Raw genomic sequence first — 12,851 nt, forward strand, 5'->3', positions numbered from 1 at the left:
CGCACACCATACGCCGGTCGCGCACGCCGTGCTGCCCTGCTATGCTTTCGGCCATGACTTCGCGCGACTCTGCTGCGACCGAAATCACGCCGGAAGTTCTGCTGCGTGCCTACGCCTGCGGCATCTTCCCGATGGCCGAAAGCGCCGACGATCCCAGCCTGTTCTGGGTCGAGCCGGAGCTGCGCGGCATCATTCCGCTCACCGGCTTCCGCATCGCCTCGCGGCTGGCGCGCACGGTCCGTTCGGATGCGTTCACGGTCACGGTCAACCAGGCCTTCAAGGCGGTGATGGACGGCTGCGCCGCGCCACAGCCGGGCCGCGAGGACACCTGGATCAACAAGCGCATCCGCGAGCTCTACACCGGCCTCTATGCGATCGGCCATTGCCACAGCGTCGAGTGCTGGCAGGACGGCGAACTGGTCGGCGGGCTCTATGGCGTCAGCCTGGGCCGGGCGTTTTTCGGCGAGAGCATGTTTCATCAGACCCGCGACGCATCGAAGGTGGCGCTCGTGCATCTGGTGGCGCGGCTGATCGCCGGCGGCTTCGAGCTGCTCGACACGCAATATGTCACCGAGCACCTGAAGACCTTCGGCGCGCTCGAAATCCCGCGCCGACGCTATACGGCGCTGCTGGAACGCGCATTGATCGGTCCGGCGGCGAATTTTGCCAGGCTCCCGCTCAATCGTCCGATCTCAGGGGCCGAGGCGCTCGCGATCATCACGGGGCGCGAATAACGCCCTCATGTGCGTCCGCGTCCCAGCGCAGTTCGCAGCCCACGATGACGTTGCCGATCGGCCTACCGGAAAATCCCGAACGGTCCGCCGGATTGCGGCGGCGGTGGGGGCGGTGGCGGCGCGACCTGCTGGGTCTGATATTGCGGCGGAGGCACCTGTGCCTGCGGGCGCGNGCGGCCTGACGCTGCGGGCGCTTCTGCGCCGGCTGTGAGGCAGGCGCTGCGGCCGGCTTCGGCTGGTCAGGCGCCGCGCTGACCACGGTGGTCTGCGGATCTTTGCAGTCCGTCAGCCAGATGTCGTAGATCGGATGCTCGACGCCATGCAGGCCCGGGCTCGCCGCGAACATCCAGCCGGAGAAGATCCGCTTCACCTCGCCCTGCAGCGTGATCTCGTCGACCTCGACGAAGGCGTCGGTGTTGGCGGCTTCGGTGGCAGGACGCGTATAGCAGGCGTCGGTCTTCACGCGCAGCGCGCCAAACTGCACGGTCTCGCCGATATCCTCGTCGAAATTGATGATGCGGCCGGTGATCTTGTCGAGGCCTGAGAAGGTGGCCTTCTTGTTCACGATCTTCTGGGCCGGCGGCTCGGTCACGACCTCATCGCCCGGCTGCAAAGTCGCCGGCGTCTGAGGCACGTTGCCGTTCGGCGGCACGGCGGCATTCTGCGGCGCGCCGGTCTGTGGAGCGCCTCGGGGCGGCCGCTGGCCGGGCGGCAGAGCCGACACCCCGGAGTTGGCGCCGGGCGCCGGCGCGGCCCCGGGCTGACCGCCGGGCGGTACGGCGGCGACAGGCGGATTGTTCTGCGGGACCACGGTGGTCCCCGGCGGCGGCGCCAGCGGCTGCGATTGCACCGGGCCGGGCAGCCCTGCGCCCTGTCCAGGCGCCATCCGAGGCTGCGGCGCCGGCAACACCCGGCCTTGCGGGAGCTCCGGAACCTCTTCCTCCTCGTCCGGCGGCGGCATCGGCTCGCCACGGCGTGGAATATTGCCGGGAGGACGGGGAACGGGATCAGAGAAAATCGTGCCGATCTGGGCCCGCACCGGCACAGGCAGCGCGAGGGAGGTGGCGGCCAGCAAGGCCGCGAGACCGGTAACAGCAATAATTCGATGCATCTCGCGCGGCTTTATCAGGCGAATCGGGTTCTCGGACAGTTTAAAGGGGGAATGTCCCATCCGCCGCTCTCGATCGGGTACCCCGTTAACATGCCGAATACGGCGGGGAAAGGGCGACCTGTCGGCGCAGGGCGCGCTGGTCGGGCCGCTCGCCGGATGAGATAGTCTGCTCACGGCCAGGTTCCCAGTGCCGCAACGATAAGCCTCCGGCGCGACCGGATGCAGAATGAGGAAACAACAGGTCCCCATGCCCGTTACGCTCGATGCCGATGCGGCCGCCGTCTACAAGGCCTTTCAGGAGGCCGGCCGGCCCGCTTATGAAACGCTGACGCCCGATGAAGCCCGCGCCTACTACCTCGCCGCGCGGGTCGTCACCAATCCGGAGCCGCCGGAGCTCGCCGAGGTGACGCAACTCACCATCCCCGCCCCCCACGGCGCCATCCCGGCGCGGCTGTATCGGCCGACCACGCTGCGGCAAGCTGGCGGCTTCGCGCCGGCCCTGGTGTTCTTCCATGGCGGCGGCTGGGTCATCGGCGACCTGGATTCGCACGACGTCGTCTGCCGCATGCTCGCGCATGAAGCCGAGCTGATCGTGATCTCGGTCGATTATCGCCTCGCGCCCGAGCACAAATTTCCGGCCGCCATCGATGACGCGATCAGTGCGACGCAATGGGTCGCCGACAACGCAGCCGCGCTCGGGATCGACCCCACGCAGCTTTGCGTTGGCGGTGATTCCGCGGGCGGCAATCTTGCGGCCGTGGTCGCGCTCTCCGCGCGCGACGCGGATGGGCCGACGATCGCGGGCCAAGTGCTGATCTACCCCGCCACCGACTTTGCGATGAGCCATCCCTCGCATCGCGAGCCAGAGACGAGCGTGCTGCTGACGCATTCCGTCATTCGCTGGTTTCGCGATCATTATCTGACCAGCGCCGCCGATGAGCATGATTGGCGCGCTTCGCCCGCGCGCGCGGAGACGCTCGCCGGCCTGCCGCCGGCCTATGTGCTCACCGCCGGCGCCGATCCGCTGCGCGATGAAGGCAATGATTATGCGCAGCGTTTGCGCGATGCCGGCGTCCCGGTCACGGACCGGTTCTTCCCTGGCCAATTCCACGGCTTCTTCACCATGGGCAAATTACTACCGCAGGCGAATGTCGCGGCTGCGGAGATCGGGGTTTGGCTCAGGGCGTTGAACGCTGAATGAGGGCGAGGCAGCTTGCCCGGCGGGTCGTTCCGTGTGATGTAGGGCCTGGTATACCAGGCTTGCGGTTGATGGCCTGGGCCTCATCGCCACCCGCTGGTGTCGCGGTCGGGCAGAAAATTCGAATGAATCGTCTGGGGAACATCAAGGTATGGCACGCAATATTCTGATCCTGGGAGCCTCGTACGGCTCGTTGCTGGCGACCAAGCTGTTGATGGCGGGTCACAACGTGACCCTGGTCTGCCGGAAGAATACCGCCGAGCTCATCAATCGCGAGGGCACCGAGGTCCGCATCAAGCTGCGCGACGAGCCGACCCATCGCTCGATCTTTTCGCGCACTTTGCCGGGCACCCTTGATGCCGCGCCTCCGCACGAGGTCGATCTGTCGCGTTACGACTTGGTCGGCCTGGCGATGCAGGAGCCGCAATACACCAACCACACCATTCGCGTGCTGATGATCAAGATCGCCGAGGCCAAGCTGCCTTGCCTGTCGATCATGAACATGCCGCCCCTGCCCTATCTGAAGCGGATTCCGGCGCTGGCGAACATGGATCTCGAGGAAGCCTACACCAACCCGCGGGTGTGGGAGCGCTTCACGCCTGGCCTGGTGACGCTGTGCTCGCCTGATCCGCAGGCGTTCCGTCCGCCCGAAGAGGGCGCGAACGTGCTGCATGTCGGCCTGCCGACCAACTTCAAGGCCGCGATCTTCGAAGATGAGAAGCACAACGCGCTGCTGCGCGAGCTGGAACGCGATATCGACGCGGTGACCCTGGATGGCCAGGACGTGCCGGTGAAGCTCAAAGTGTTCGACTCGCTGTTCGTGCCGCTGGCCAAATGGTCGATGCTGTTGACCGGCAATTATCGCTGCATCACGCCGTCCGACCCGCAGTCGATCCGCAATGCCGTCCATGGCGACCTCGCGCGCTCGCAATCGATCTATGACCATGTCGATGCCGTCGCGCGGCGGCTCGGCGCCGATCCGAAAGACCAGGTGCCGTTCGAAAAATATGCCAAGGCGGCGGAAAGCCTGTTGAAGCCGTCATCGGCGGCACGCGCGGTGGCGAGCGGAGCGCCCTTCATTGAGCGGGTCGATCTCCTGGTGAAGCTGATCTCGCATCAGCTTGGCATGCCCAGTCCCGAGATCGACCGCACCGTCGAGATCGTCGATCAGAAGCTCAACGAGAAGATCGTGGTGAGCGGATCCGGCCCGCAGTAGCGCGCGGCACATGTCATCAAGCGCGCGTCGTGCTGGCGCGCGCTTCGAACGCGCGGGCGATACCCGACATCATCGGTAACGAGATGTGACTTTGCGCCGTGACCATGCTGACGCATGGTCGCGCCGTACATTGATCTCGTTGCCCTGGACGTTCGGATGTTATCCTGGCTGCGCGGTGCGCTGGTTTTCCCGCTTCAAGCTCTCACCTGGCTCGGCAATCAGGGCACCCGCGCGATCGCAGCGCTCGTGCTGTTCGGCATCGCGCTGCCGCCGCTTGGCGAATTGCTCCGGCCCTACGTCACCGAGGCGATCTTCCTGCTGCTGATCATCTCCTTCATGCGCGTCGATCTCTCGGCGTTGCGCAGCTATCTGCGCAGGCCGGCGCTGGTACTAGCGGCAACGGCTTGGACAACAATCGCGGTCCCGGCGCTGGTCGGGATAACAGCGCATATCGCCCATGCCGATGCGCGCGCGCCTGATCTATGCCCAGATCTGTTCTTGGCGCTGATGCTGCAGGCCATGGCGTCGCCGATGATGGCCTCGCCGGCGCTGGCTGCGCTGATGGGCCTCGATGCGACGCTGGTCCTGATCACGCTGGTGACCTCGACGGCGCTGGTGCCGCTCACCGCACCGGTGTTCGCCTATATCTTCCTCGGGAAAATCCTGACGCTGTCGCCGCTAGCGCTCGGCCTGAAGCTCGCCGGCATCCTTGCCGGCGCGCTCGTCGTGGCCGCCGTCATTCGCCTCGCCGCGGGGATCGCGGCGATCCGTCGTCACCGCGCGCCGATCGATGGGCTGAATGTGCTGATCCTGTTCGTCTTCGTCGCCGCCGTGATGGGCCATGTGCTGGCCGATCTCTGGGCCGATCCGCTGCACATGTTCGCGCTTGCAGCGCTCGCCTTCGGGATGTTCTTCCTGCTGTTCGCCCTCACGATGCTGCTGTTTCGTGGCGCAGGCCGCGACCGCGCCATGGCGCTCGGACTGATGGTGTCGCAGCGGAACATGGGACTGATGCTGGCCGCGACCGAAGGCGCGCTGCCGGGCACCACCTGGCTCTATTTCGCGATGAGCCAGTTTCCGATCTATCTCGCGCCGCTCCTGTTGCAGCCGCTGGCCGAGCGGCTGCGCGCCAAGCCGCGCCCCGAGGCCGATCATGGCCTGATCAGCCCTGCATCCGAATGATGCAGCCTCACGTGCGAGCCACGCTCAGAGATGGCCGCAGGACCTCGCCTGTTCGCTCAGGTTGCCGAAACGCGCGATATGCGTGTTGCTGGCGCGGCAAGCCGAAGCTACCCTGTTGCGCACTGCCGGGCAGGAGGATCAAGTGACCACATCCGACGAACAAAAGATTTCCGAAGACCGCCGCGAGGCGCTGCGCTACGCCCTTGCGATCGGCAGCGGTGCTGCGCTTGCATCCGCGATGGCCAGTCCCGCCTCGGCACAAGCCGCATCCGACAACACGCTGGACCGCGTCCGCGCCAGCAAGGTGCTGCGCATTGCAGTGCTGCCGGGCGAACTGCCCTATTTCAACAAGGATCTCGCCAGCGGCAACTGGTCGGGCTTCTCGATCGAGATGGCCAACGACATCGCCAAGCTGCTCGATGTGAAGCTGGAATATACCGAATCCACCTACGGCAATTCGGTGCTCGACCTGCAGGCCAACAAGATCGACCTCGGCTTCGCGCTCAATCCGACGCCGCAGCGCGCATTGGTGGTCGATTTCACCAATACCGTGTTTCCGCATCCGTTCGGCGCCATGCTGAAGAAAGGCCTGGAGGCGAAGACCTGGGCCGACATCAACAAGCCCGAAGTCAGAATCGCTGTCGACGTCGGCTCCGCCAATGAGGCAGTGGCCCGCCGCTTTGCGCCCAATGCGACGATCAAATCCCTGAAGTCGCGCGACGAGGTGATGCTGGAGATGGCGTCCGGCCGCGTTGACGTCGTCGTCAATGCGCTGGTGCTGGGGCTGACCGCGATCGCCAAGAACCCGAATCTCGGCACCTACAAGATCCTGCAGTCGCCCTCGGTCGCAGTCGCCTCCGCCATGGCGGTGCGACGCGAACCCGACAAGCGCTGGCGCGACTTCCTCTCAGTGTGGGTCGACTACAACAGAGGCATCGGCCAGATGCGCGAATGGTTCGTCAAGGGACTGTCGCTGTCCGGCGTGAAGCCCGAGGACGTGCCTGTCGAACTGAGCATATAGATATCCAAAGCTGTAGGGTGGGCAAAGGCGCGCATGCGCCGTGCCCACCGCTCAGTCGCTCGCAACTGATGGTGGGCACGCTTCGCTTTGCCCACCCTACAGATCTGATGGCGCGGCTCACGCCTTGTCGTAGGTCATGCCGCGCTCGAGCCACCGCCCGAGCCAGGTGGCGGGGAACAGGATCGCGAAATAGATCAGCGCGATGATGGTGTAGACCTCGAGCGGCCGGTAGGTATCCGCATTGATCAGGGTTGCATTATAGACGAGGTCCGGCACCGCGATCACCGACACCAGTGAGGTGTTTTTCAGCTGCGTCACCGACTGATTGACGTAAGGCGCGAGCATCGGCTTGAGCGCCTGCGGAAGGATCACGAGCCGCATCATCCGCCACGACTTCAGGCCCAGCGCGCGCGCCGCGTCCCACTGCCCGCGGGGCACGCTTTCGATGCTGCCGCGCACGATCTCCGCATAGAACGCACCGCCATAGAGCGACAGCACGGTGACGGCCGCGATATGCGCGGGGATGTTGACGCCGATCAGGACCGGAAAGGCGTAATAGAACCAGATGATCTGCACCAGCAGCGGCGTGCAGCGGAACAGTTCGATATAGGCAAGCAGCAGCGAGTCGATCACCCGCCAGCGCCTGAGCCTGGCCAGGCCGACGATCAGCCCGATCACCGTGCCCAGAAAGATTGTCCCGACCGTGTAAGCCATGGTCCAGCCGAGCCCGATCCAGAACAGCCGGCTGTATTTGGTGAGGATCGCGAAATCCCAGACGTAATTCATGCCCGCTCCGCAGCGGCGCGACCGCGCGCCTGCTCTTGTCCAGTTCTCACAGGTAGCGGCTCGGGGAGAACGCCGAGGCGTCAAAGGACGGCCTGTCTTGTGCGATCATCGCCGCGACGGCAGCCCCCGTGGCCGGCCCCGTGGTGAAGCCGATATGCTGATGGCCGAATGCAAACCACAGGCCGGAATGGCGCGGCGCAGGGCCGATCATCGGCAGCGAATCCGGCAAGGTAGGCCGCGCGCCGCGCCAGGGCGCGGCAACGGCCTCGCCGAATTCCGCGACAGCGCGCGCCAGCGGCACCACCTGCGTCAGCTGGGCGACGTTCGAGGGCGCATCGCGGTCGGTCAGTTCGACACCGCTGGTGACGCGGATGCCGTTCTCCATCGGCGTCATCACGAAGCTGCCCTCGGCATCGTGGATCGGCCGCTGCAGCTTGCGCGCAGGGTTCGGCGTGAACTCCTGATGATAGCCGCGCTCGAACGCCATCGGCACCTTGTAGCCGAGCGGCTTGAGGATATCCGGTGACCACGGCCCCAGCGCGACCACGACATGGCGGGCGCGGATGACGCCGTCGCCGAGCACGACCCGCCAGCCATCGCCATCCGTTACCAGCGCCTTGATGTCGGACTGCCGCAGCAGGCCGCCGCTCCCCGCGACCATCCGCGCATAGGCCTTGGTGACATTGCCCGGCGAGTCGACCGACGCCGTCTGCGAATGCAGCAAGCCAACTGCGTAGGACGGGACGATGTTGGGCTCGAGCGCAGAGATGGCCTGGCGATCCAACAGCTCGCTCTTGATGCCATAGTCGGCGAGAAAATCATGCTCGGCCCTGGCCGCCGCGACAGCCTCGCTGCGCCAGACCTTGAGCCAGCCGGTCTCGCGGATACGCTCGGACACGCCGGCCCGCGCGATCCAGTCGCGATGCAGCTTGAGCGAAGCGCCAATCAGCCCATGTAGCGCGGCCGCGCGGGGCTTGACCCGGGCATCGACCGCATTGGCAAGGAAGCGCAGCACCCAGTCGACGTTGCGGATGGTCCAGAACGGATTCCAGCGCAACGCCGCGCTCTGGTTGGTGAGATAGGACGGCAGAGTCTTGAACAGCGACGGCTTGTTCAGCGGCAGGATCGAGCCGCTCGAGAGGATGCCTGCATTGCCGTGGGAGGTCTCCTCGCCCGGCGGCCTGCGATCGACAAGAATGACGGAGAGACCGCGCTCGCGGATCGCATAGGCTGCGGACACGCCGACGATGCCCGCCCCCAGCACGACGACATCAGCTGCTTGTTCGTTTGCCCCGCCCGCCATCAACCTCGTCATCCATCTACATCAACGTCAGTCCGCCATCGACCGGCAGCACCGGGCCGGTGATGTGACGGGCTTCCGGCGACAGCAGGAAGGCCACCGTCGCCGCGATATCATCGGGCTCGGCGAGTTGCTGCAGCGGATTGGCTTTGGCGGCCCTCTCCCACGCCGCTGGATCCAGCGAGCCGAGTCGTCCCGCATCCTTGCGCGTGTAGCCGGGCACGACGACATTGGCCGTCGCCCCCGTCGGCGCGAGCTCGATGGCAAGACACTTCACCAGCGCTTCCAGCGCGGCTTTGGCTGCGGCCGAGGCGGGAAAGGTGCCGCCCGGCACGAAGCGGTGCGCCACGAAGCTCGAGATCGCCACGACCCGCCCCTGTGCGCTCCGCGTCAGATCCGGCAGTGCCGCGCTTGCAAGCTCATGAAAGGCACCCGGCATCACCGCAAAGGAGCGGTCAAACGCCTCGCGTGGCAGATCCTGAAAACTGCGGCGGTCGGCGAAGCCGGCGGCATGGACCAGCGCGTCGATGCCGCCGAACGTATCGCGCGCCGCGCGAACCAGATCGGAGGCCGTACCGGCGATAGCAAGATCGCCGCAGTGATAGGCGACGGTCGCACCGGCCTGCCGGCATTCGTCGGCGACGGCCTGCAACCTCGACAGCCCGGCTTCGTCAGCCCCCTGCCCGTGCAACATCAGCGCCTGTCCCGGACCTGCCAATCGCCGAGCCACGGCCGCGCCGATGCCGGCCCCGCTGCCGGTGATGATGGTGGTGCGCATGCCCCCAGATCGCAATCGAACTGATCTCGGCCGGACTATAGGTCGCGCGGTCACGGATGCCAACAATCGCCTAGAGCATGGTCCGGAAAAGTGCGAAGCGGTTTTCCCTCGCGACAAACGCGGAACGCGTTTGCGCGGAGATCATGCTCAAACAATAAGCTAAAGCGCGATGACGATTCATCCTAATCTCATCGCGCTTTAGACCGACAATCCACTGCAGGTCGCCACGATCCTCGTGGCTTGCCAGAACCAGTGGCCTCCATCGCGTGCCGCCTGCATGCTGAAGAAGCGCTTGTTCCAATGCGGATCATGCGTGAAGCGGATGTTCTCGATCTCGAAGGCCTGCTGTTGCCGCCTCCATTCTGTGACCCAGGCGAAATGCGCCTCATCCAGCTGCTGCCGCAGCCTGGAGACTTCGATCACATAAGGGGCTGGAAACAGAATCGCAAAACTCATGGAGCCGGCCATCGTGCGATCCTTTCGAGCTCCCGGACCATTGCCGAAACTCTATCCCGCCCGCGCCGCGCGGCGCAACGCCTGCGGCGGCTGGCCGAAGGCGCGGATGAAGGCGCGGCGCATGCGCTCGGGATCGCGGAATCCCGTCGTCTCCGCGACGCGCTCGATCGGCTCATGCGAAGCCTGCACGCGCAGGCGCGCCGCCTCGATGCGCAGCCGCTCCACCGCTTTTGACGGCGTGGTGCCGGTCTCCGCGATGAAGGCGCGCGTAAAATGCCGCGCGCTCATGCCGGCGCGCTCGGCGAGATTGTCGACTGTCAACGACGCATCCAGATTCTCGCGCGCCCAGGTGAGCAGCGGACCGAAGCGGCCGGTCGGCGCCTTCAATTCCAACAGTGACGAGAACTGGGACTGGCCGCCGCTGCGGCGATGATAGAGCACGAGCTGGCGCGCGGTGTCCTGCGCGATCTCGGCCCCGTGATCCTCCTCGACCAACGCCAGCGCGAGGTCGATCCCGGCACTGATCCCGGCTGAGGTCCAGATATTGCCGTCGCGAATATAGATGCTGTCGGGCTCGAGCTTGACGTCGGGATAAGTCGCCAGGAATTGCCGGGTGCGGTGCCAATGCGTGGTGGCACGCTTGCCGTCCAACAGACCGGCTTCCGCAAGAACGAACGCGCCCGAGCAGACGCTGGCGATGCGCGTCCCGCGCCTGGCAACGGACTGCACAAAGCGGAGGACGCATGGGTTGCGGGCGGCGGCTTCGACCCCGTCGCCACCCGCGATGAGCAAGGTCGACAGCGCTGCAGCAGGCCCGAACTTGCGCGCCAGCATCTCGACGCCGGAAGACGAGCGCACCGGCCCCGGTTCGGCGGCGATCACCCTGATCGGCGTGGACCTGCGGGCATAGCGGCCGGCGATCTCGAATACCGAGATCGGCCCGGCGGCGTCGAGCAGCTGGAAATCCGGAAAGATGAGGACGCCGATCATGGCACTGGTCTCACGATGATTACGCGGGACGTCATAAAACGAGGGAAATCCGCCATTTCTGACGTCGAGCCCATCACGCATAATCGGCGCGGTCAAGCATCTTCTCACTCAGCAAACCAGGAGGCCCGTCATGGCTGCGCCGCTCTCGGTCGTTTTCGTGCTGTTTCCGCGCGTCACCCAGCTCGATCTGACCGGTCCGCTGCAGGTGTTTTCCAGCATCCCGGGCGCAACCCTGCATCTCGCCTGGAAGCGCATCGAACCGGTGCCCACGGATTCGGTCCTCACGCTGATGCCGACCACGACATTCGCGGACTGCCCGCAGGCCGATGTCATCTGCGTACCCGGCGGCTTCGGCGTCGATGATATCGTCAATGACGACGAGGTGATCGGCTTTCTGCGCCGTCAGGCCGCTGGCGCCCAATACATCACTTCGGTCTGCACAGGTTCGCTGGCGCTCGGCGCCGCCGGCCTGCTCGACGGCTATCGTGCCGCAACCCATTGGAGCGCGCGCGAGTGCCTGCCTTTGTTCGGCGCAACGATCAGCACGGACCGGGTCTGCATCGATCGCAACCGCGTCACCGGCGGCGGCGTGACGGCGGGCATCGACTTCGCGCTCACGCTGGTCTCACAGCTGGTCGATCGCCGGACGGCCGAGCTGATCCAGCTGCGACTGGAGTACAACCCTGCGCCGCCGTTCCGCGCCGGCGCGCCGGATACCGCACCCGACGAGGTGCTCGCCACCATGCTGGAGCGGATTGCACCGTCCCAGCAGCGCCGCGTCGCCGCGGCCCGCCGTGCGGCCGAACGGCTGCAGCAGGTCTCGCCGGCCTGATTTGCAGCTTCGCAGCGCAAAGAAAAAGGCCGCCGGATTGCCCGAGGGCACCCTGGCGGCCTTTCCTGTTCTTACGGCAACACCACATCTTGCGGGCGATTGCCGGACTGAGGCGCCGAGGAGCTGAGCTCCGTCCGGTCGCGAGGTCCTGCTCGGGTGCCGCTGCATATCGGACACAGTCGCGATTCCGTGCCCGAACCGTCGCGGTGGAGAACCCACCTCCGTAAGACCACGCCATTGAGCCGCATGCGCACGTCATCGGCAAGAGGCCTCGGCAGCGCGCGCATGCGCCATCCCCGCTAGTCCCGCAATTCACAGCAGCGGCTGACGGTTCACGCTGCGACGGCGCTTCCGCACGACGCCATGTGCGCTGCAGCTACAGCCTGCCGGCGTCGAATGTCAGATGGGCCGATGATCAGTTGCCGGGCGTCCAGGCCTGATAGTCACCGGTCGCCTTCGGCCGGCGACCGCTCGCGAGCGTCGAACCGGCCGGTCGATACGCGAGCGGCGTTCCCGTCAGGTTCGGCTGATGCGGCTTCTCCCACTCGCGCGGCTTGTAGCCGTCCTGGGTCGGAGGCACGTCGACCATGTGGTGGATCCAGCCGTGCCAGGCCGGCGGAATACGGCTGGCTTCCGCGAGCCCGTTATAGACCACCCAACGGCGCTCGAAATGCAGCACCGGATCGATCTTGCCACCGGCGGTGCGGTAATAGCGGTTGCCCTGCTCGTCCTGCCCGACCAGTTCCCCGAACCGCCACGTCCATAGCTGCGTGCCGAAGGTCTGACCGTTCCACCAGGTGAAGAACTTGAGCAGGAACTGTTTCATGCGAGCGAGCCGGATTGGAGGCGGGTTGCGCCCTGATGCCACCCCGCCGCCGACTTGTCCAGTGTCACGCCCGGATGCGCCCGTGGCTGGCATCGCGGGTTCTGCCGGTTTCAACCGCAGCACACGGCAAGGTGTGGGTCCCGATCGGGAACGACCCTCGTCGCCTAAGGTTAGGTCATTTTCCCCCTGATGGAGTCTGATCGATGTTCAATCTGAAGAAGACGGGCGCCGCTTTGGCGGTGGCGCTGATTCTGCCGGTGGCGGCGTCCACGGCGAGCTTCGCCCAAGGACCCGGCGGTCACGGTGGCGGCGGCGGCGGAGCGATCGGTGGAGGCGGTGGCGGTCACGGTGGTGGTGGTGGTGGCGGCTTCGGTGGTGGTCCTGGTGGCGGCGGCTTCGGCGGCGGCCGGGGTGGCNGNNT

13 protein-coding genes and 1 pseudogene (1 of these 14 running past the window's edge) are annotated in these 12,851 nt (G+C 65.9%); 7 read left to right on the top strand and 7 right to left on the bottom strand.

Features of this window, described 5'->3' with window-relative positions; all coding sequences use genetic code 11:
- Positions 1–53 precede the first annotated feature (53 nt).
- Positions 54–734 (top strand): leucyl/phenylalanyl-tRNA--protein transferase, encoded by a 681-nt coding sequence (gene aat / locus BRAS3843_RS01340; RefSeq protein WP_008966877.1) that lies wholly within the window; start codon positions 54–56, stop codon positions 732–734.
- 62 nt (positions 735–796) lie between these two features.
- Here aat and BRAS3843_RS01345 read toward each other — a convergent pair.
- A pseudogene (locus tag BRAS3843_RS01345) lies at positions 797–1,845 on the bottom strand (DUF2155 domain-containing protein).
- Between the two features lie 247 nt (positions 1,846–2,092).
- Here BRAS3843_RS01345 and BRAS3843_RS01350 point away from each other — a divergent pair.
- From BRAS3843_RS01350 to BRAS3843_RS01365, 4 genes are all read left to right on the top strand, one after another.
- Positions 2,093–3,046 carry an alpha/beta hydrolase gene (locus BRAS3843_RS01350; protein WP_008966879.1) on the top strand — a complete coding sequence of 318 codons (954 nt, stop codon included), beginning with the start codon at positions 2,093–2,095 and terminating at the stop codon, positions 3,044–3,046.
- Between the two features lie 148 nt (positions 3,047–3,194).
- Positions 3,195–4,259 (top strand): 2-dehydropantoate 2-reductase N-terminal domain-containing protein, encoded by a 1,065-nt coding sequence (locus BRAS3843_RS01355; RefSeq protein ID WP_008966880.1) that lies wholly within the window; start codon positions 3,195–3,197, stop codon positions 4,257–4,259.
- 156 nt (positions 4,260–4,415) lie between these two features.
- Positions 4,416–5,441 carry a Na+-dependent transporter gene (locus tag BRAS3843_RS01360; protein ID WP_035980532.1) on the top strand — a complete coding sequence of 342 codons (1,026 nt, stop codon included), beginning with the start codon at positions 4,416–4,418 and terminating at the stop codon, positions 5,439–5,441.
- Positions 5,442–5,583: 142 nt separating this feature from the next.
- Complete coding sequence (locus tag BRAS3843_RS01365) at positions 5,584–6,462, top strand: transporter substrate-binding domain-containing protein (RefSeq protein ID WP_008966882.1); 879 nt, start codon at positions 5,584–5,586, stop codon at positions 6,460–6,462.
- 117 nt (positions 6,463–6,579) lie between these two features.
- Here the strand turns inward: BRAS3843_RS01365 and BRAS3843_RS01370 are convergent, their stop codons facing one another.
- The 5 genes from BRAS3843_RS01370 to BRAS3843_RS01390 all read right to left on the bottom strand — a co-directional run bounded on the left by BRAS3843_RS01370 (position 6,580) and on the right by BRAS3843_RS01390 (position 10,772).
- The gene (locus BRAS3843_RS01370; RefSeq protein WP_008966883.1) at positions 6,580–7,248 is read right to left on the bottom strand and encodes an amino acid ABC transporter permease; all 669 of its coding nucleotides are present in this window, start codon (positions 7,246–7,248) and stop codon (positions 6,580–6,582) included.
- Positions 7,249–7,294: 46 nt separating this feature from the next.
- Positions 7,295–8,551: an FAD-dependent oxidoreductase gene (locus BRAS3843_RS01375; RefSeq protein WP_008966884.1), complete on the bottom strand. Its 1,257-nt coding sequence runs from the start codon at positions 8,549–8,551 to the stop codon at positions 7,295–7,297.
- Positions 8,552–8,567: 16 nt separating this feature from the next.
- Positions 8,568–9,326, bottom strand: a complete 759-nt coding sequence (locus tag BRAS3843_RS01380) for an SDR family oxidoreductase (RefSeq protein WP_008966885.1) — start codon at positions 9,324–9,326, stop codon at positions 8,568–8,570.
- A 198-nt stretch (positions 9,327–9,524) separates the two neighbouring features.
- Entirely contained in the window at positions 9,525–9,794 is a 270-nt protein-coding gene (locus tag BRAS3843_RS01385) for a hypothetical protein (protein WP_008966886.1), read from the bottom strand.
- 39 nt (positions 9,795–9,833) lie between these two features.
- Complete coding sequence (locus BRAS3843_RS01390) at positions 9,834–10,772, bottom strand: GlxA family transcriptional regulator (RefSeq protein WP_008966887.1); 939 nt, start codon at positions 10,770–10,772, stop codon at positions 9,834–9,836.
- 130 nt (positions 10,773–10,902) lie between these two features.
- On the opposite strand from BRAS3843_RS01390, the gene BRAS3843_RS01395 reads away from it, so the two are divergent.
- Entirely contained in the window at positions 10,903–11,604 is a 702-nt protein-coding gene (locus tag BRAS3843_RS01395) for a DJ-1/PfpI family protein (RefSeq protein WP_008966888.1), read from the top strand.
- Positions 11,605–12,019: 415 nt separating this feature from the next.
- On the opposite strand, the gene BRAS3843_RS01400 is transcribed toward BRAS3843_RS01395, so the two are convergent.
- Positions 12,020–12,430, bottom strand: coding sequence for an NADH:ubiquinone oxidoreductase subunit NDUFA12 (locus BRAS3843_RS01400; protein ID WP_008966889.1), 411 nt, complete (start codon positions 12,428–12,430; stop codon positions 12,020–12,022).
- A gap of 327 nt (positions 12,431–12,757) precedes the next feature.
- On the opposite strand from BRAS3843_RS01400, the gene BRAS3843_RS41215 reads away from it, so the two are divergent.
- A protein-coding gene (locus tag BRAS3843_RS41215) for a BA14K family protein (protein WP_277996470.1) crosses the window boundary here: on the top strand, positions 12,758–12,851 show its 5' portion. It continues 443 nt past the right edge of the window; only the first 94 of its 537 coding nucleotides appear in the window; its start codon is at positions 12,758–12,760; the stop codon falls past the right edge of the window.

Origin of the sequence: Bradyrhizobium sp. STM 3843 (assembly GCF_000239815.1) — a bacterium.
Classification (GTDB): Bacteria; Pseudomonadota; Alphaproteobacteria; order Rhizobiales; family Xanthobacteraceae; genus Bradyrhizobium.

Excerpts from the sequence above, each read along its gene's own strand:
- aat (WP_008966877.1), top strand. The coding sequence starts at position 54 with ATGACTTCGCGCGACTCTGCTGCGACCGAAATCACGCCGGAAGTTCTG.
- BRAS3843_RS01385 (WP_008966886.1), bottom strand. The coding sequence starts at position 9,794 with ATGGCCGGCTCCATGAGTTTTGCGATTCTGTTTCCAGCCCCTTATGTG.
- BRAS3843_RS01390 (WP_008966887.1), bottom strand. The coding sequence starts at position 10,772 with ATGATCGGCGTCCTCATCTTTCCGGATTTCCAGCTGCTCGACGCCGCC.
- BRAS3843_RS01400 (WP_008966889.1), bottom strand. The coding sequence starts at position 12,430 with ATGAAACAGTTCCTGCTCAAGTTCTTCACCTGGTGGAACGGTCAGACC.
- BRAS3843_RS01395 (WP_008966888.1), top strand. The coding sequence starts at position 10,903 with ATGGCTGCGCCGCTCTCGGTCGTTTTCGTGCTGTTTCCGCGCGTCACC.
- BRAS3843_RS01370 (WP_008966883.1), bottom strand. The coding sequence starts at position 7,248 with ATGAATTACGTCTGGGATTTCGCGATCCTCACCAAATACAGCCGGCTG.
- BRAS3843_RS01350 (WP_008966879.1), top strand. The coding sequence starts at position 2,093 with ATGCCCGTTACGCTCGATGCCGATGCGGCCGCCGTCTACAAGGCCTTT.
- BRAS3843_RS01355 (WP_008966880.1), top strand. The coding sequence starts at position 3,195 with ATGGCACGCAATATTCTGATCCTGGGAGCCTCGTACGGCTCGTTGCTG.
- BRAS3843_RS01380 (WP_008966885.1), bottom strand. The coding sequence starts at position 9,326 with ATGCGCACCACCATCATCACCGGCAGCGGGGCCGGCATCGGCGCGGCC.
- BRAS3843_RS01360 (WP_035980532.1), top strand. The coding sequence starts at position 4,416 with ATGTTATCCTGGCTGCGCGGTGCGCTGGTTTTCCCGCTTCAAGCTCTC.
- BRAS3843_RS01375 (WP_008966884.1), bottom strand. The coding sequence starts at position 8,551 with ATGGCGGGCGGGGCAAACGAACAAGCAGCTGATGTCGTCGTGCTGGGG.